This is a genomic window from Peribacillus sp. SRI_006, assembly GCF_057586375.1.
In genome coordinates this window covers 125,765-140,806 of record NZ_JBYCZT010000004.1, presented here as the reverse complement: position 1 = coordinate 140,806, position 15,042 = coordinate 125,765, and the positions used below count along the sequence as shown (strand labels likewise).

Here is a 15,042-nt window from a genome sequence, read left to right as displayed (position 1 = left end):
TTCCATTTTTATCAAAGTGTTCACTCCTATATCGTCATCCTCATCATAAATAGGGCAAGCCGTATATAAAACGACTTTATCATGACCGGGATTTCTCTAATCTACCTTTATCCATACTGCCAAGATAAACAAAATCCTTTAGGAATTCTTCGATTTCCAACTTTTATCGATGAGGTATAGGAATAAAGGTTTGCTTTTATGGTGTTCAATTGAATCTGACTGTTTGTTTTTAGGGAAAGAAGGCTGAAAGTTTCATTTATTTTACCGATAATATAATTGCCGTAGACATTAAGGCTCATCTGATTAAGTGGATGATAGGATAGAAGGTTCATATGGATTTACTTGAACATCATAAATATAAAAATATTTTAGCGTATAAAGGAAGGTTAAAATGTTTAATGGAAAAATAAGCTGGATGATACTGACATTGGTATTCATGGTTAGTTTCACTTTCTTACCTGGTTTAAAGGCCGAGGCTGCAGATCCTGTGCATACTGTAAGCTCTGGCGAAACGGTGGAATCGATTGCCAAGACATATGATATATCGGCAGAGCAATTGATGAAGACGAATGGTTTACCGGATGATAAGTTATTTGCGGGCCAAAAGTTGACGATCATTCAAACGGAGTATACCCCTTCCATCTATCAATGGTCGGAGAGAGGGAAAAAAATTGCGAAATATGCGAGATCTTTCATAGGGTTTAAAAAGACAGCTGGAGAGGAGAAGCCTGAAAAAGGGTTCGATTCGAGCGGATTGATCCATTGGGTGCTTTCCCGGCAAAATGTGCCGGTCGACCGTTTGACAGTAGATGGTTTTTATAAGCAAGGGATGGATACAGCCACTCCGAAAACTGGGGATATAATATTCTTTCTGGAAAAAGACAGCTTAAAAGTCGTGACTGCGGGTATTTATGTCGGCGAAAACCAATTTGTCAATTCTGGATATGGTGCAGAAACGGTTCAGGTGAGATCCACCACAGAAGATTACTTTGCAAAATACCAAGTGGCTTACAAAACATACACGCCTAAAGGAGAGCATATCGTCCAAATGGGAGAAACGCTTAATAGTATATCGGAGCGTTACAGCATTTCCATGAGTGCAATCAAAAGCCGCAACGCTTTAAATACCGATGAGTTGATGCAGGGGCAGTACCTTCAACTATACAGCAACCCGCTATTTCCGTTTTATGTAAACCAGGAGGCATCATATGATAAAGCATATGATGTCATCAAGTATGCATACACGTTACGCGGATTCACCTATGTTTTCGGGGGAGAAGATCCAATGACCGGAATGGATTGCAGCGGCTTCATTTATTGGGTCATGAAGGAGCAGGGCCTTTCTGTAAAACGAGATTCGGCAGAGGATTACTTTTCATTGGTGCCCAAAATCGATAATCCGAAGGCCGGGGATTTAGTATTTTTTAGGGACACGGGAACAAGGGTGGGTGTGACCCATGTAGGAATTTATCTGGGTGATGGCCGTTTTCTCAATTCAACGGAAAACACCGGCGTTCATATCTCCAACCTTTCGTCAGGTTATTTTGCCGAGAAATTCGAAAGCTTCGGTCAAGCCGAAAGCCTCATCGACTAAGAAGGTCATTCAACCTGTTTATATTCAAGAGTGGCTTTTTCAATGGCAGTAACGAACCGTTTAAGAAGATTACAGTGATTGACCCTGTTCTTACTGGTAAAGTCATCACCTTTGAAAAAGCTTTTTCTGAGCTTTGTGGAAAGTTCCAATTGTACGCCTGCGCCCGTTTTGGATGTGTTGGTGATGTTGTTTCCATTCATGCCTGAAAGGTGCTGCGGTGCATTTTCAGTTTGAAATCCAGCTTCGTTGAGGCATTGCTGAATAAGGTTCTTATATGGTTCGTTCCTTCCGCCAATGTAAACCAGCCCATTATGTACGTCGTAGTGGCCATGGATCGAAAGGGTGGTCTGAGCGTTCGCTGCCATTGAAACGCCGCTCGGTTCATTGAATAAGCGGGATGGTATATGGAGGACCTGGTTGCCCCTTGGCTTTAGGCCTTCGAATAGGTAGGTGCTTGCACCAAGTCTCTCTCCAAGTGCGGCTGCAACTTCACTCGTACCTGGTTCGATATTCCCGCCATGGATGGCTAGAACTGCAATATCAGGATTCCTGTGATGAACGATGATGCGGTAATCAAGGTATTCTTGTTCATTTTCCTGCAATTCAAAAAAATCGCTATAGCTATTTTCAATCATGGTAATCCTCCGTATCTGTAATGTATCTAATCTTCCATACCCATTGACTGCAAAAATAAAGGCTCTTTTCGTAAAGATTGTTGTTTTTAAAACGAAACTATCTAAGGTTGATTGGAGCGGAAGTGCGAGACTCCTGCGGGAGCGGCGGGACAGGTGAGACCCCACAGGCGTTTACGCCGAGGAGGCTCACCGCCCGCACCAAGGAAAGCGAGCATCTGGAGGGGAAATCAACCACACCTCACTACTTGGTAAATAGCAACAAAGTATGTGAAAACAGCCAAAATAAAAAAAGCGGGGATGCCCCAGCTTTTTCATTTTTCGACTGTCGTATATAGTTCTATTTTCTTTTGCTCGTCGGGTGTTAATGTTTCTGTCCGTTTAAACGTATTCATTGTCACAAGCAGGGCTGCTACAAGAAGGACAGGTATTACCCAGCTTGTTATTTTTTTTACGATATTCATATTCAAAATCCCCTTATACAACGCTAAAATTTATATGATATTTAGAAAAGGAGGGGCTGGATTGCCTGTTTATTGCTGAGCTTTCCAGCTTCCGTTTCTTCTTTTATCTCCAGCTCCGGATATTTGTCCATTTTTCTCGTTTTTAACGAGTCCTTGAACCCCGCCGTAATACATGGGGGAAATCTTCTGAATGACTTCGTATCCGGAATCTTCCAAGTCGGATACAGTTTCATCCGAATGCCTGGATTCTGTATAAATCTTCTTTCCATCAAAGACGAACCGATTACGATCGACGATATCCTGCAATGAGCCTTCACTTTCTGTATAAGAATAAAGAACCTGCATCAATACTTGCGGAATCCTATCACCGCCTGGTGAGCCGATCCCGATCGATTCCCGCCCAGGTTTCTTGAGAATGGTCGGAGCGGTGAAAGTTCTTGACCGTTTATATGCCTTTTGTGAGTTCAAGCCGGACCTGAAATTTTTCAGTTGATCGTTAAGGAAAAATCCATTTGTATAATCCCCAGATCCGAAAAAGTTACTGAGCGTATTCGTTGTGGAAACGACAGTGCCGTTTTTGTCCATTACCACAAAGTGTGTCGTACTTTCATGTTCTTCGGAACCATTCGATTCTTTATCTTCCCATTTTTCACTTTTGATCTTATTTTTAAGACTATCCAAGTGAATGGGGGAGAGCAATTTTTCCGCCTTGGAGTGACTTATTCCATCTCCAACATTGACGGCCCGATCTTGATAAGCAGTATCCGTAATGCCCGCCAAGACTTTCATATAAGCTGATTTGCTTGAAGAATCACCTAGGTTCATTTCCTCGGCTAGCTTTAACATTTCAAGAACGGTAATTCCTGAAAAGGGCGGAGGTGCGGTAAAAACATCATAACCGGCAAATGTTCCTTGGACCGGTTTCCGTTCTTTCACCTCATAGCGCTTTAAATCCATCAAGTCGATATCTGATTCCCTTTTAATATCCCGCGCAATTTCGCCTTTATAAAAACCATCAGGACCTTCATGCTGGATCTCCTTCAGTGTTTCAGCAAGTCTTTCCTGGACAAGGGTTTTGCCTGGTTCAATGGCATCACCATCAGGATAAAAAAGTGAAGTCGCATCGGAAGATATCCTTGGCTGAGCCGCTTCTAAGCGTGATGATAACGATTCGTTGACTTCAAATCCTTCTTCAGCCAAATCTATAGCCGGCTGAAGAAGGTCTGCCATTGGTACGCTCCCATACTTATCACTGATGACCTGCATGCCGGCCACTAAGCCAGGAATCCCTGTATCGTGTCTTGAACTTGGGTCTTCTGGAGAGGATTCACGATAATCGATAAATTCGGGTTCGCCGGATTCCGGGGCAATCAGCATACCGCCGCCGCCGCCCACGCCAGATCCATAAGGTTCGACTACACCTAATACATACGATACCGCAATGGCGGCATCAGCCGCATTTCCGCCGTTTTCCAATATATCCATCCCGACATCTATTGCGATTGGATTTGAAGAACTGACCCCGTATGATTGTTCCGTTTTACTCTTTATCGGATCATTCGTGTCAGAAATAGGGGGTGTCTTCGAACATCCAGCAATATATATGAGCAAGCTTAGGGATATGAGCACTTTTCCCGTCATACGGTTAATCATCGGTTGTTCCCCCTTTTCGTTGAGATTCTAAGTTGTGTGTCTTCATTCTTCAAATAGTAGTGATAAAGCGTTCCTTACTGAATGGGTTGTATTCCCGGTTGTTTAGCTTGTACGGCCTTTTTCTCTTGTGCTGCTTTTTTCTCTAGTGCAGCTTTCTTTTCCATTGCTGCCTTTTCCTCTTGTTCACGCTGTGCCTTATGATCGATTACCTTCTTGTGATCCAAGGTAATCTCGATGCGATCCTCTTTTTTAGACCACTGGACTTTTTCACTCGTTTCCTTCGTCAACTGTCGGTAAACACGTGATTTGTCAACGGAAGAGGTAGCTGGCCTTGGTGTTGCTTCTTCAATTTGCAGCGGTACGACATCGATTGTAGCTTTTCCGTCATTCGCTAAATGGTATTGAACCATGGCTGAATCCTTTGTGCGTGTCCAGCCTTGATCGAATATGAAATTTCCTAGACTATAGAAAATGATACCATCTTTATAAACATCGAACGATTGAAGCACGTGGGGGTGATGGCCGATGATGATGTCAGCGCCCGCATCGATGATAGCTTTAGCCAAGTCTTTTTGTCGATCGGTTGTTGATGTTGAATACTCTTGTCCCCAGTGCATATTCACCACAACCAAGTCTGCGTTGCCTTGCTTGGCATCCCTTGCTTTGCCGATCATTTCAAATAATAAATCGGGATTGGAGTTCAATAGTCCGGCTTTATTACTTTTTGATACGGCATCCTTACCGTAAACGTCTGTGAAGCCAAGTGTTGCGACACGAACGCCATTAACATCCGCATAGTCGATGCTGTTTTTTGCTTCCGCAGTGTTCGATCCAACACCGACATAGTGCATATCCGCACTTTTGAATTCATCAATCGTGTCAAGGAGTCCTTGTTCTTCATAGTCCATCATATGGTTATTTGCCAATGACACCACAGAGAAGCCAGCATCTTTAACGGCCGCCACACCGCTAGTATTGGAGTTTAACCGGATGGGCGTATCGGCTCCCTTGTAGTTAGATACTTCTTCTTTTAAAGCGGTATGTTCATAATTCCCACTGACATAATCCGAATTGGCAAAATAGGGTTTCATATACCGGAAGAGGTATTCATACCCGTGCTTTTCCGTCACTTCTTCAACATAACGTCCCATCATCACATCACCGACCATTGTCATCGTCAATGGTTGATCGGATTTTGTTGCGACTGTTTTCACTTCCTCAGCCCGTCCCATCCAAGTGGTAATGACTAAAGCGATTAGTAATATAGGTAGTATGATTCCAGTGTATTTAAGATTCTTTTTCTTCGTGCGTTTAATAAAGATAAGTGTTTTTTCTTTTGCATTTAAAGTCCGTTTCATTTTTTGCACCTCAGAATAGGTAGTACACGTTCATTAAACCGAATGTTATGCCGGATAATAAAAGCGTGCTGCCAAGTGTCAATGGCATTCCTTGTCTTTGTATGGTATTCGCTATCAATCCAGGTACGATTATACCGATTCCCCGAAACTCGAATATTTCAAAGGGCATGACGGGGTAGACTAAGTCCAATAGGAGTTTCAAGCAAATCCCGGTCACCATCATGGCGGCGAATTTTCTTCTTCCATATAAAATCACCCATCTTGAAAGGCCGTGGGTGACGATTAAATAAGTTACGACACTAATGATCAAAATGGTCAGCATGATTTCCCATTGATCAAATACTAATGCCAAATAACCTGGCACGATAAGTCCTGCGGGTACGACACCCGTCTTTTCTGAAAATATAAGGCTAAGCGTTACTCCCAGTACTAGGGCTACATATAAATCCGATCCAAACATTAAGGTTCCTCCTACTTAACTTGCTTTTTGCTTTGTTTTAGATTTCATGAATGCTTCAATTAATGGTTCCGCTGCACCGTGAATATTCCCGACACCGTAGACGATGCGATTTTTCATCAATGGGCGGAGACGGGCCACGATTTCTTCAGTTGACCAGTTTTCTAAATCCCAATATTCTTTAGTATCCAATTTACCTTGCTCGAATACCTTCGTGATTGGTGATGTAGTTTCACCAATGGCAATGACGATTTCGGATTTTATGTACGGCAATACATCTCTAGCAAACTGCTCGGTACGGTCCACACGGTCTGCACGGCAGTTCATGATGACGATAGGAGGTTCTGTGCTGTATCCGAACGTATTGACACGTTCCCATATGTTCAGCGTCGATGCCGCGTCGTTTGCAGCAAAGCCATTGACAAAGAAAGTTGGTTGGATGCGATCTCCGAATTTGGTGATCCGCATGGCCCCTGGATCTGGATGTGCATTCAGCATGCCGCGGAAAGCCGTTTTTTCATCAATTCCCAAAGCTTCCGCAACGGCCAAGGCCAGTGATGCGTTATCTGGAAATACCATATAGTCGAATTCGCGTAAGAAATCCTCGGAAATTCTTGAATTATCTGCAACGATCACTTTTGTGTTGCGTTCTTTGGCGATTTGTTTGAAAAAGTCCAAATATTCACTTTCAATGGTTATTAAGTGACCATTATGGGGAATGGTAGCAGTGAAGGCTTCAGCAACCTCATCCATAGTCGGTCCCATGACATCCATATGGTCTTCCAATACATTCACGATGACCCCGATGTTTGCCTGGATCATTTTGTTTTGGAAGATTAGTTGATAGTCAGGCTGTACGGCCATGCACTCACAAACCAGTGCTTCCGTGCCTAAGTCGGCAACTTCTTTAACTACACGCCGTTGTTCTCCTATGTTGGGTCCTTCCGGGCGGCGTACAATCGGTTTTTCCTTGTCGGTAAACCAATAGATCATTCTTGCTGATGTTCCGGTTGTTTTACCTACTGTTTTGTATTTTGCTTCCTGGATCACACCTGTAATTAGACGCGTTACAGTCGATTTCCCTCGAATCCCATTCACATTCACACGTACCGGGATGGAGTCGAGACGCTTCTGATGGCGTTTTTGTTCAAAAATGCCATAGCCAAGCAAAAAGATCGCACAAATAAATATTGGTGCCATTTTTTTTAACCTCTCTTTTTTTCAAATATTTGAATTACTGAATACACACTACATGATTTTAAACTTAATAGGCAAGAGCCAATTATTCTATCGTAATATAGTTATCAACAGCTTTTTCAAATATATGTATATTAGTGTGTAATAGTATCTAATGGGATGAATTATTTTATGAGTACAAAGATATGGCTGGAAATCGAGGGAATCGAGGTTTCATTTACACTAAATTATGGAAAGTTTAATAAAGCCCCATTTCAGTCAGAATCAACATGGTTTTATGAGCATTTGAACCTAATTCATAATGGCTATATTTGAATAATATTTTTTTAAAAAAGTGAGGTTTATTACAGTTTGTTAATTGTTTATACCCATTGTTTGACATAAACGTTATAATTTTTATGCATTTGTCATTCAATGTGAAATTTTGCATCTAACGACTCAATTAGTTGAACTCTTTTGAATATGGCCAAAGATGAGTAAAAGAACACATCTCTTTTTTTTAGTATTTTCCTCGGGAATACCCATGGGTCTATAATTGACCTTTTACCTAAAAAATGAAATGAACTAAAGTTAACCCATTTCTTTTAAAAAATACCTAGTTTCTTCTATAGATATAGTGTTTATATAAGAATGAAAAATAAAAAAAGCCCAGAAGCATATCTGGGCTTTCGGCTTATATATTGTAAATGAATGGAATGGTCACGGACCTCCATAAATCATGGATAGATTTACCTTTTGTGGGTCTTGAGTTACAGCATGGGTAGCTGATAATGGAAGGAATCCAGGTTAACTTGATTTCTTTCTCTCAGAAATCTCAAGGGTGGAGTCCTTTTTACCGCCATCAATCACATAAAATCTAGGAGCTAATCTCCTTTTTTTACGTTGATTGTCAGGATTCATCTTCATATAATTTTCGTATTCTTTGCGAAAGAATTCTTCGGTTTCCCGTTGCAATGCTTTTCTTTCGTTAAAATCTGCGATGAATTTGAAAAAACGTTTCATATGAATTCCTCCTTATGGGGTTAAAAGGTCTTAGTTTAATAGTAACATATCGTTGGTGAAGTTTAACCTTTTTTTGCAATTTTGGAGTGGAAATTATGTTTTTGTGTGAATAAAGTTGTGAATGGTTTGATTCGAGAAAAAGCATGTAATGAATCCTTGCTGAGTAAGTGACCGTGCATGGTATTGAAAGGGAATGTCGGGATTTGCAGAAAGCGGGTATTGGAAGCAATGATTATTTGAGTTAAAATATTCCTTATATTCATTATACACTAAATATTCTGAAAACAAAGGAAAATATTCACTTCCAGCCGCTTTTGATAGATTTGCTTTTTTAATGGTTCATTATTGTGTATAGTTATATATTCCCCGAATTTATGAAAATGAAACTTCCCATATGTGGGAGGGAAAAAAGCAATTTCCCGCATACGGGCTTTAATGCTTTTCAAATTATTGGACCCCTTTATCGATATTTTATTCACTCTTTTTTATCGGATTTTTAATGTGATTTTTAAGTAATGAAAAGTTAACCAAATTTGCCATCAGGTCTAATGTTCACTTTACATAAACATCTTGATTTCTTATCATTTTCAAGTTACTATTGACTTGGAAAAATATAATATTCCGCGTTAAGGCGGAAGAGGTTCTAGCTACCCTCTCAAAAAAACTAAGGAGAAACAGTGCTCTATTCTTAGGGTGCTGTTTTTTTCCGTAAAAAGGAGTTTTATAGAAATGAAGAAGAAAGAAAAGGCAGTGGTTGTGTTTAGCGGAGGGCAGGACAGTACGACGTGCCTGTTTTGGGCATTGGAGAGATTTGAGGAAGTGGAAGCGGTGACGTTCGATTATAATCAGCGGCATAGCTTGGAAATCGAATGCGCTCAAAACATTGCCAAGGAATTGGGCGTGAACCACCATATCCTTGACATGTCGCTGCTGAACCAACTGGCACCGAATGCATTGACAAGAAGTGATATCGCAGTGGCGGACGGAGAAGAAGGGGAGCTGCCGTCGACGTTCGTGCCAGGGAGGAATTTGCTGTTCCTTTCGTTTGCCGGAGTGCTGGCGAGTCAGATTGGCGCTAAACATATTGTCACAGGAGTCTGTGAAACGGATTTCAGCGGATATCCTGACTGCCGCGATGTATTCATTAAATCGTTGAATGTGACCTTGAACTTATCGATGGACCAGTCATTCGTGATTGATACGCCGCTAATGTGGCTTAATAAAGAGGAAACATGGGAGCTTGCTGACCAGCTTGGCGCGTTCGACTTTGTCCGCGAAAAGACCCTGACTTGCTATAACGGAATCATCTCCGATGGCTGTGGAGATTGTCCGGCATGCAATCTGCGGAAAAAAGGGCTGGATGACTATGTAAGCAGACGGAAGGTGCTTTCATGATGTATGGTTTTAAGATAGTGGATAAACTCCAAAAAATAGATGAAGATATTCAGCGCAGCCAATTGAAGTATACAAACAAGAGGGTTCTCGTAAGTAAGGAATTCACCTTTGACGCGGCGCACCACCTGCATGACTATGAAGGGAAATGCAAGAACCTTCATGGCCACACGTATAAAGTCATTTTCGGATTGAGCGGGTATACGGATTCACGCGGGTTGATGATAGATTTTGGGGACATCAAGGATATCTGGAAAAATGAAATCGAAATCCACCTGGATCATCGTTATTTGAATGAAACCCTGCCGCTCATGAATACAACAGCTGAAAATATGGTTGTCTGGATTTATGAAAAAATGGCCGAAGCCCTTTCATTAAAAGAATATGAGGGTGCTAGAGTCGAATTTGTTCGACTTTACGAAACGCCGACAAGCTATGCCGAAGCCAGACGGGAGTGGATGGAAAGTGAGTAAACTCCCGGTAATGGAAATCTTCGGGCCGACCATCCAAGGAGAGGGAATGGTCATTGGTCAAAAAACCATGTTCGTTCGGACGGCCGGCTGCGATTATTCATGTTCCTGGTGTGATTCCGCTTTTACTTGGGATGGCACAGGTAAGGAAGATACTGTTCAGATGACTGCCGATGAAATATGGGATGAGCTGAAGCGAATTGGGGGTTCCGGTTTTTCCTTCGTGACGATATCTGGGGGAAACCCGGCCCTGCTGAAAAACCTAAACGGCTTGATAGCGATCTTACACGAAAATAAAATGAAAATAGGGGTCGAAACACAAGGGAGCCGATGGCAGGATTGGTTTCTCGATATTGATGAACTGACTATCTCACCTAAGCCGCCGAGCTCTGGAATGGACACGGACTTTACCGTGCTTGACCAAATCATCTCGAATCTTGCCAATCGAAACCCAGAAAACCATGTTTCATTGAAGATCGTCGTCTTTAACGAGGAAGATTATCAATATGCCAAACATGTACATGGGCGTTACCCGGATATTCCTTTTTATCTGCAGGTCGGCAATGACGACAGCAGGACGGCGGATGATCGTCAATTGATCAGCGGCCTATTGAAGAAGTACGAAGAGTTAATTGATAAAGTGATAGCGGATGATGAATTGAATGATGTGAAAGTCCTGCCCCAGCTGCATACCTATATATGGGGTAACAAGCGGGGTGTGTAAAGTAAAGGCAGTGTGATGTTTAATCACACTGCCTTTTAAGCTTGTTACAACCTTTGCATGTGTGTAGCTTTGAAGGATGATGTGTATTTAAGGCCATATCCAAATAAGCGATCCATTCCAATATGTGCGGTCCAAATTAAACCAATCATCACCCATGCATCCGACTTTAGGAATATGGCTAACAAAATCATGAGGATGGACACGATATAAGTATGGAATGCGTTATAAACCTTTGCTCCAATCCGGTCATTGATTAGATAGGCCAGCATGGAAACATCAGGGGACAAAATCAACAAAAGGAAAATCCACCAGCTGAATTTATATAACGAATAGATGTAAATCACCGCTAAAAGGACCATAAGTCCTTCAATATGAAGGAATCTCTTCACCATTTCATAACCTCCAAAGTTTAATTGACCATTGGTCAATGATGTTCGAAAAAATTATATGATGTTCTTGGTGATATTTTTTACATGAAAATAGGCTAAACCTTTTACATCTAGATAAGATAGTTCAGAATTAATGTAAAAAGTTATGAATCCGTGAAGAGAAAGAAAAATCGACCAAATGGATGCAGGATTCAGTTTGTTGTCCGTTAGATCCGTCAAGGACTGGATTAGCTTTTCGTATGTTTTATTAGAATCGAATTGGAGTAACTGCTGAATTTCTTTTTCCTTCGATAAAAACATGATGGAATAATGATTCTGTTGGGTTAAACCGAACTCCAAGAAGCACAATAAAATCTTTTCCATTTTTACGGAAGGGTCATTTTCTGACAGGATGATATCATCGATTGAAGAATTTAAAACGGAAAAATCCGTTTTCACCAAACTATAAAATATTTCCGCCTTGTTTTTAAAATGATAATAAATGGCTCCATGACTGCAATCCAATGATTTAGCCAATTGCCTCATCGAGACATTCGAATACCCTAACGCTGCAAAAAGGTTTCTAGCTTCATTCAACACCATGTCCCTGGATAATTCTTGACCTGCCGATTTCCTTGGCGACATTTTATCACCTCCTTATTAATTGACCACTGGTTAATTAGGATGATAGCTCACGGATTTTTAAATGTCAATTATTAGGTTGAACTATAAAGTACTGTTTTTAAGTGGAACTTTGCCATTTGTTTCACCAGTGTTGCAAAGGATAAACCCCCAGTTTATTGAGGGTTTATGCAATTTATTAAAAAACTAATGATGCTCTCAAAGTAGTGACGCCATTTTCTAAATAACCCTTTAAACAGGTTAATGTATATACCCAACCTTCTTTTTGTCCGATCATTTTGTTTATTATTTCAGGGTCATCTTCACTCAATCCTGATTCGTTCACTTCAATGATCGTACTCGTTTTATCCAACTCTTTTAGTGTAATGGCAACAATCGTTTCTTGATCATTCCCGCCCCATGCAAACACGATTTTCTTATTTTCCTCTACTTCCAATACATGAATGACCACTTCAGCATCGTATTCGTTGTATCTCAATGTAGGCGTCCGGCCTTTTTCCCATCTTTCCGAACTCGATGAGAACCAGAAATTCCCGATTTTTTCAGGATTCACTATGGCTTCAAACACTTCATTCGTTGGCTTGACGATCTTGAATTTCGTGATTATTTGAGTATCCATAACTAACCCAACTCTCTTTCAAGGGTGTTTTTATAGTCTCCGTTTAACTATCCCAGTCTACTGATATGGGCGGCAGGGTCCGTCCAGTTTCAAGCAAGCTCTTCAGGTTACTTAAAAGGGCTGGCCATCCATTATTCAAGCCTTCAAAGGTATTGTCATCATAGACGAAATCTGTCTCCAATAGCTCCTCATGCCTAAGAGTTAACTTCACAGTCGAATCGTCCATTTTCTGTAATTCAAAAGTGACCCGTGTAGGCTGCTCACGAGGTGTTTCGTCTCCTGCCATGATCCATGTAAACGAGAGCAGGTGCAACGGCTCGCATTTAAGTACATGCCCATGATCAGTAATCCGCCCATCATCCAGCAAATATTGAACGGCCGACCCTTCTTGCCAGTCAGACTGTACTTGTAATCCGAAGTGGTATTTCTCCGTGACTTCACCACTCGTCAAGGCTTCCCAAAGCTTCTCTGGTGTGGTTGCGATATAAATAGGATAGACAAACGTAGTTTTTTTCATCATTCTTTTTCTCCTCGCCAAATAAAGTACATGACTCTATCTTTGATTTTCGGCTTTTGTATACAGCCGGTCAAGCAGTTTTATGCGACAGAAATCGGCAAAAGGGGGAAACAGGGACATTGAAATAAATGGCTAAATCAATCGGTAACCGCGAAAACATACTAAAATCGACGGTATGGAAACTTCTTGATTTCCAACCGCTTTCAAGCTACGATGAATAAGGAAAATGATAATCCGCCCGGGCGGAAGAGGTTCTAGCTACCCTCTCAAAAAAACTAAGGAGAACAGGGCTCTTTCTTAGGGTGCTGTTTTTTCTGTATAAGGAGAATCAAGAAATGTTAAGAATTTTATTGTATTTAGTATCCATCATCACGGCGAATGTGGTTACAGCAGCTTTTGCGCCATTACATTTTGGCATGTTCATCATCCCGATGGGGACATTGCTCATCGGGGGAACCTTCATCTTCCGAGATCTGGTCCAGAATAAATTCGGCCGCGTAAAGACCTATATATGCATCGTCACTGCACTTATTTTATCTGCATGTGTATCATTTTTATTAGGAGATACGTTACTGATTGTGTTTGCTTCCGCTTTATCCTTCGTGGTCGCAGAAACAGCGGATACGGAAATTTATACCCGTTTAAAGCTCCCGATGAGTTGGAGGGTGTTTTACAGCGGGATCGTTGGAGGATTTTTCGATTCGGTGATATTTGTCGTGATTGGCCTAAGTCCTCTGGGTGCCAATATATTGCCATGGGAAGCGGTACCCGCTGCGGTCATCGGCCAAATCATCGTTAAAACGATCATTCAGTCCATTGGTGCCATATTGTTGGGACGAATCAACGTAGAACTGGAGAAACGTGTAGTCTCCAGTTAATTGCTAGGAGGGATGCACTTGATGGATGGAACCAAAAAAGAAGAAGAAAAATGCTATTGCCTCGAGGCCTTTCGTGAAAAATATGGCCCGCATGTACAAGGGGAATGCATGAAGCTCTCCTGCGCCAATTATCGCAAGCATAAAGGAATAGACAAAAAAAGGACCTGATTAGGTCCTTTTTTGCGTGATTGAAGTGACTCACGAGTAAACAGTGCGAATTCACGAGTAAACAGTCCAAATTCACGAGTAAAAGAGCAAAACTCACGAGTAAAAGAGCAAAACTCACGAGTAAAAGTGCAAAATTCACGAGTAAACAGTCCAAACTCACGAGTAAAAGTGCGAAACTCACGAGTAAACGTGCGAACTAAGTGTGCAGTACGAATTCACGAGTAAAAGTACGAAACTCACGAGTAAAAGAGCAAAACTCACGAGTAAACAGCGAATTCACGAGTAAAAAAGCAAAACTCACGAGTAAAAGTACGAAATTCACGAGTAAAAGTGCGAAATTCACGAGTAAACAGTCCGAATTCACGAGTAAACAGCGCAAACTAAGTGTTCCGCATGAATTCACGAGTAAAACAGCAAAAAAAGCTTCCTGGGCCGTTCCATTAAGTGCAGGAAGCTTTTTATTTGGTTTAGAATTGTTCTGAGCTTTTTCGAACTAATTTTTCCAGGAAGAAAAAGCATTCGCGTTTCCGCTCAAGTTCGGTTTGCCCATTTTCGGTGACATGATAATATTTCCTGCGGCCTGATTCGGACTCTTTCCAATGTCCTTTTATGAATTCTTTTTTTTCTAATCGTTTAAGGGCAGGGTAGAGGGTGCCTTCACTTATTTCATAGTTGCCCTTGCTCATTTGCTTCAGGATTTTCGTTATTTCATAGCCGTAAAGCTTTTTTTGCGATAGAAGTGAAAGCAAAAGGAGGTCAATGCTTCCCTTCATTAATTCTTTATCCATATAAAATCTCCTCCTTTTCATTTTTAAAGTGTAATACGTTGTACATCGTATCACAAGGTGCATTTTACTTTTCTTAAAAAAAATGGTTAAATGACGATTGCTAAATAAATTTAATCATA

Annotated in this window: 20 protein-coding genes and 2 riboswitches; of the genes, 8 read left to right on the top strand and 12 right to left on the bottom strand. The window is 41.3% G+C overall.

From position 1 onward, the window contains the following. Positions 1–391 precede the first annotated feature (391 nt). Positions 392–1,594 (top strand): C40 family peptidase, encoded by a 1,203-nt coding sequence (locus AC2YHV_RS06745; RefSeq protein WP_487372856.1) that lies wholly within the window; start codon positions 392–394, stop codon positions 1,592–1,594. A 5-nt stretch (positions 1,595–1,599) separates the two neighbouring features. Here AC2YHV_RS06745 and AC2YHV_RS06740 read toward each other — a convergent pair whose 3' ends face one another. From AC2YHV_RS06740 to pgsB, 6 genes are all read right to left on the bottom strand, one after another. Next, positions 1,600–2,229, bottom strand: a complete 630-nt coding sequence (locus tag AC2YHV_RS06740) for a poly-gamma-glutamate hydrolase family protein (protein ID WP_487372855.1) — start codon at positions 2,227–2,229, stop codon at positions 1,600–1,602. 311 nt (positions 2,230–2,540) lie between these two features. Then, positions 2,541–2,690: a CapE family protein gene (locus AC2YHV_RS06735; RefSeq protein WP_156319646.1), complete on the bottom strand. Its 150-nt coding sequence runs from the start codon at positions 2,688–2,690 to the stop codon at positions 2,541–2,543. 69 nt (positions 2,691–2,759) lie between these two features. Further along, positions 2,760–4,343 carry a gamma-glutamyltransferase family protein gene (locus AC2YHV_RS06730; RefSeq protein WP_487372854.1) on the bottom strand — a complete coding sequence of 528 codons (1,584 nt, stop codon included), beginning with the start codon at positions 4,341–4,343 and terminating at the stop codon, positions 2,760–2,762. A 74-nt stretch (positions 4,344–4,417) separates the two neighbouring features. After that, positions 4,418–5,701: a CapA family protein gene (locus AC2YHV_RS06725; RefSeq protein WP_487372853.1), complete on the bottom strand. Its 1,284-nt coding sequence runs from the start codon at positions 5,699–5,701 to the stop codon at positions 4,418–4,420. A 10-nt stretch (positions 5,702–5,711) separates the two neighbouring features. Continuing rightward, positions 5,712–6,161, bottom strand: coding sequence for a poly-gamma-glutamate biosynthesis protein PgsC (pgsC, locus tag AC2YHV_RS06720; RefSeq protein ID WP_034309410.1), 450 nt, complete (start codon positions 6,159–6,161; stop codon positions 5,712–5,714). Between the two features lie 15 nt (positions 6,162–6,176). Further along, positions 6,177–7,358, bottom strand: a complete 1,182-nt coding sequence (pgsB, locus tag AC2YHV_RS06715; protein ID WP_034309408.1) for a poly-gamma-glutamate synthase PgsB — start codon at positions 7,356–7,358, stop codon at positions 6,177–6,179. Between the two features lie 168 nt (positions 7,359–7,526). Between pgsB and AC2YHV_RS06710 the strand changes: the two genes are divergently transcribed. Continuing rightward, complete coding sequence (locus tag AC2YHV_RS06710) at positions 7,527–7,670, top strand: hypothetical protein (protein ID WP_430755847.1); 144 nt, start codon at positions 7,527–7,529, stop codon at positions 7,668–7,670. A gap of 471 nt (positions 7,671–8,141) precedes the next feature. Here the strand turns inward: AC2YHV_RS06710 and AC2YHV_RS06705 are convergent, their stop codons facing one another. Then, positions 8,142–8,357 (bottom strand): hypothetical protein, encoded by a 216-nt coding sequence (locus AC2YHV_RS06705; protein WP_057276792.1) that lies wholly within the window; start codon positions 8,355–8,357, stop codon positions 8,142–8,144. Positions 8,358–8,988: 631 nt separating this feature from the next. Next, a riboswitch (PreQ1 riboswitch) is annotated at positions 8,989–9,031 on the top strand. Positions 9,032–9,086: 55 nt separating this feature from the next. Here AC2YHV_RS06705 and queC point away from each other — a divergent pair. Genes queC through queE form a run of 3 tightly spaced genes read left to right on the top strand, consistent with a single transcriptional unit; the run spans position 9,087 to position 10,943 of the window. Beyond that, positions 9,087–9,752 (top strand): 7-cyano-7-deazaguanine synthase QueC, encoded by a 666-nt coding sequence (queC, locus tag AC2YHV_RS06700; RefSeq protein WP_034309401.1) that lies wholly within the window; start codon positions 9,087–9,089, stop codon positions 9,750–9,752. Further along, entirely contained in the window at positions 9,752–10,222 is a 471-nt protein-coding gene (gene queD, locus AC2YHV_RS06695; RefSeq protein WP_034309398.1) for a 6-carboxytetrahydropterin synthase QueD, read from the top strand. Before queC ends, queD begins: the two co-directional genes overlap by 1 nt. Continuing rightward, positions 10,215–10,943 carry a 7-carboxy-7-deazaguanine synthase QueE gene (gene queE / locus AC2YHV_RS06690; RefSeq protein ID WP_063575422.1) on the top strand — a complete coding sequence of 243 codons (729 nt, stop codon included), beginning with the start codon at positions 10,215–10,217 and terminating at the stop codon, positions 10,941–10,943. Before queD ends, queE begins: the two co-directional genes overlap by 8 nt. A gap of 44 nt (positions 10,944–10,987) precedes the next feature. Here queE and AC2YHV_RS06685 read toward each other — a convergent pair whose 3' ends face one another. The 4 genes from AC2YHV_RS06685 to AC2YHV_RS06670 all read right to left on the bottom strand — a co-directional run bounded on the left by AC2YHV_RS06685 (position 10,988) and on the right by AC2YHV_RS06670 (position 13,110). After that, the gene (locus tag AC2YHV_RS06685; RefSeq protein ID WP_487372852.1) at positions 10,988–11,335 is read right to left on the bottom strand and encodes a DUF4260 domain-containing protein; all 348 of its coding nucleotides are present in this window, start codon (positions 11,333–11,335) and stop codon (positions 10,988–10,990) included. A 51-nt stretch (positions 11,336–11,386) separates the two neighbouring features. After that, complete coding sequence (locus AC2YHV_RS06680) at positions 11,387–11,956, bottom strand: TetR/AcrR family transcriptional regulator (RefSeq protein ID WP_487372851.1); 570 nt, start codon at positions 11,954–11,956, stop codon at positions 11,387–11,389. Between the two features lie 175 nt (positions 11,957–12,131). Next, positions 12,132–12,572: an SRPBCC family protein gene (locus AC2YHV_RS06675; RefSeq protein WP_403187517.1), complete on the bottom strand. Its 441-nt coding sequence runs from the start codon at positions 12,570–12,572 to the stop codon at positions 12,132–12,134. Positions 12,573–12,615: 43 nt separating this feature from the next. Continuing rightward, positions 12,616–13,110 (bottom strand): SRPBCC family protein, encoded by a 495-nt coding sequence (locus tag AC2YHV_RS06670; RefSeq protein WP_487372850.1) that lies wholly within the window; start codon positions 13,108–13,110, stop codon positions 12,616–12,618. Between the two features lie 221 nt (positions 13,111–13,331). Continuing rightward, positions 13,332–13,374, top strand: a riboswitch (PreQ1 riboswitch). A 50-nt stretch (positions 13,375–13,424) separates the two neighbouring features. On the opposite strand from AC2YHV_RS06670, the gene AC2YHV_RS06665 reads away from it, so the two are divergent. The 3 genes from AC2YHV_RS06665 (at position 13,425) to AC2YHV_RS06655 (ending at position 14,617) form a co-directional block, all read left to right on the top strand. Then, a complete protein-coding gene (locus tag AC2YHV_RS06665; RefSeq protein ID WP_262870535.1) occupies positions 13,425–13,967 on the top strand; it encodes a VUT family protein in 543 nt (180 codons plus the stop codon). 21 nt (positions 13,968–13,988) lie between these two features. Then, positions 13,989–14,135 carry a hypothetical protein gene (locus AC2YHV_RS06660; protein ID WP_153246159.1) on the top strand — a complete coding sequence of 49 codons (147 nt, stop codon included), beginning with the start codon at positions 13,989–13,991 and terminating at the stop codon, positions 14,133–14,135. A 200-nt stretch (positions 14,136–14,335) separates the two neighbouring features. Beyond that, a complete protein-coding gene (locus AC2YHV_RS06655; protein ID WP_487372849.1) occupies positions 14,336–14,617 on the top strand; it encodes a hypothetical protein in 282 nt (93 codons plus the stop codon). On the opposite strand, the gene AC2YHV_RS06650 is transcribed toward AC2YHV_RS06655, so the two are convergent. Further along, positions 14,603–14,923, bottom strand: coding sequence for a PadR family transcriptional regulator (locus tag AC2YHV_RS06650; RefSeq protein ID WP_034309385.1), 321 nt, complete (start codon positions 14,921–14,923; stop codon positions 14,603–14,605). The two genes, AC2YHV_RS06655 and AC2YHV_RS06650, sit on opposite strands and share 15 nt — an antisense overlap. Between the last annotated feature and the right edge of the window lie 119 nt (positions 14,924–15,042).

What these genes read in the sequence shown, in the direction of transcription:
- AC2YHV_RS06745 (WP_487372856.1), top strand. Translation starts at nt 392, where the DNA reads ATGTTTAATGGAAAAATAAGCTGGATGATACTGACATTGGTATTCATG.
- AC2YHV_RS06740 (WP_487372855.1), bottom strand. Translation starts at nt 2,229, where the DNA reads ATGATTGAAAATAGCTATAGCGATTTTTTTGAATTGCAGGAAAATGAA.
- AC2YHV_RS06735 (WP_156319646.1), bottom strand. Translation starts at nt 2,690, where the DNA reads ATGAATATCGTAAAAAAAATAACAAGCTGGGTAATACCTGTCCTTCTT.
- AC2YHV_RS06730 (WP_487372854.1), bottom strand. Translation starts at nt 4,343, where the DNA reads ATGATTAACCGTATGACGGGAAAAGTGCTCATATCCCTAAGCTTGCTC.
- AC2YHV_RS06725 (WP_487372853.1), bottom strand. Translation starts at nt 5,701, where the DNA reads ATGAAACGGACTTTAAATGCAAAAGAAAAAACACTTATCTTTATTAAA.
- pgsC (WP_034309410.1), bottom strand. Translation starts at nt 6,161, where the DNA reads ATGTTTGGATCGGATTTATATGTAGCCCTAGTACTGGGAGTAACGCTT.
- pgsB (WP_034309408.1), bottom strand. Translation starts at nt 7,358, where the DNA reads ATGGCACCAATATTTATTTGTGCGATCTTTTTGCTTGGCTATGGCATT.
- AC2YHV_RS06710 (WP_430755847.1), top strand. Translation starts at nt 7,527, where the DNA reads ATGAGTACAAAGATATGGCTGGAAATCGAGGGAATCGAGGTTTCATTT.
- AC2YHV_RS06705 (WP_057276792.1), bottom strand. Translation starts at nt 8,357, where the DNA reads ATGAAACGTTTTTTCAAATTCATCGCAGATTTTAACGAAAGAAAAGCA.
- queC (WP_034309401.1), top strand. Translation starts at nt 9,087, where the DNA reads ATGAAGAAGAAAGAAAAGGCAGTGGTTGTGTTTAGCGGAGGGCAGGAC.
- queD (WP_034309398.1), top strand. Translation starts at nt 9,752, where the DNA reads ATGTATGGTTTTAAGATAGTGGATAAACTCCAAAAAATAGATGAAGAT.
- AC2YHV_RS06685 (WP_487372852.1), bottom strand. Translation starts at nt 11,335, where the DNA reads ATGGTGAAGAGATTCCTTCATATTGAAGGACTTATGGTCCTTTTAGCG.
- AC2YHV_RS06680 (WP_487372851.1), bottom strand. Translation starts at nt 11,956, where the DNA reads ATGTCGCCAAGGAAATCGGCAGGTCAAGAATTATCCAGGGACATGGTG.
- AC2YHV_RS06675 (WP_403187517.1), bottom strand. Translation starts at nt 12,572, where the DNA reads ATGGATACTCAAATAATCACGAAATTCAAGATCGTCAAGCCAACGAAT.
- AC2YHV_RS06665 (WP_262870535.1), top strand. Translation starts at nt 13,425, where the DNA reads ATGTTAAGAATTTTATTGTATTTAGTATCCATCATCACGGCGAATGTG.
- AC2YHV_RS06660 (WP_153246159.1), top strand. Translation starts at nt 13,989, where the DNA reads ATGGATGGAACCAAAAAAGAAGAAGAAAAATGCTATTGCCTCGAGGCC.
- AC2YHV_RS06650 (WP_034309385.1), bottom strand. Translation starts at nt 14,923, where the DNA reads ATGGATAAAGAATTAATGAAGGGAAGCATTGACCTCCTTTTGCTTTCA.